2 protein-coding genes and 1 pseudogene are annotated in these 781 nt (G+C 37.4%); all 3 read right to left on the minus strand.

Features of this window, described 5'->3' with window-relative positions; all coding sequences use genetic code 11:
• Positions 1-470: pseudogene (locus H8S17_RS16255) on the minus strand (hypothetical protein); the annotation flags it as partial.
• A 16-nt stretch (positions 471-486) separates the two neighbouring features.
• Positions 487-645: a hypothetical protein gene (locus tag H8S17_RS16260; protein WP_154267374.1), complete on the minus strand. Its 159-nt coding sequence runs from the start codon at positions 643-645 to the stop codon at positions 487-489.
• A gap of 85 nt (positions 646-730) precedes the next feature.
• A partial coding sequence (locus H8S17_RS17345; RefSeq protein WP_186867906.1) for an AgrD family cyclic lactone autoinducer peptide occupies positions 731-781 on the minus strand: 51 nt, incomplete at its 5' end.

Genomic DNA, 781 nt, shown 5'->3' on the forward strand with positions numbered 1-781 from the left:
CTCTCTGGATTATCGCATACATACACTTCTCTTGTTCCATTCCTATATCCTTCTACAATTTTTTGATACATAGTAGAATAGGCATATGCAGCTCCCATTCCAATATCATCGAAACCATACCCATTTTTACTTTCACGGATACTTTTTAAATATTTAGCATTTTCATCCCATAATTCTCGAAGATAATCATTTGACCAAACAGTTTTAGGCACCGTTTCTCTGATATAATTTGCGTAACTAGCGTCTAAGGCAAAACTATCATGTATATATGTGTTTTCCTGATTTTCCCCATCGACTTCATCTGAATGTCCTATCTTCCGGCATACGTCCTTGCCGGATGTTACGGTCATTTTTTCTTGCGATTCATTTGCCTTATGCTTTTTATGAGAAAACCCTATAGTTTTCATATAATCGCCTTTTTGATGACCGTACAATGAAGATACGGTATTCTGGCCAAAACCGATGTGCATACTTCTATTCCTCCAATCAGTTTATCTGAATTGTACCGTCTACTATCACAAACTGTACGTTTAACTCAGACATAATATCTTTGTGCTGTGTCCGGTTATATGCTAAAATTTCCCAGATATCGCTTGCGTAATCCTGATAGGTCAGATTCCCGCCCGGATTTAACTGAATTTTCAACGCCTAATCCCATATTAACTCCTTTTGTTTTGCCATTACGATAATCACAACCGCAACACTCCACAAAATATTTCATTATTCTGACCTAGTTTTCCCTTTTCTTCGGTCTTTTCGGCTGGTGATAAATCGCTGAACA

This window comes from Roseburia zhanii (genome assembly GCF_014287635.1).
GTDB classification, from domain to species: domain Bacteria; phylum Bacillota; class Clostridia; order Lachnospirales; family Lachnospiraceae; genus Roseburia_B; species Roseburia_B zhanii.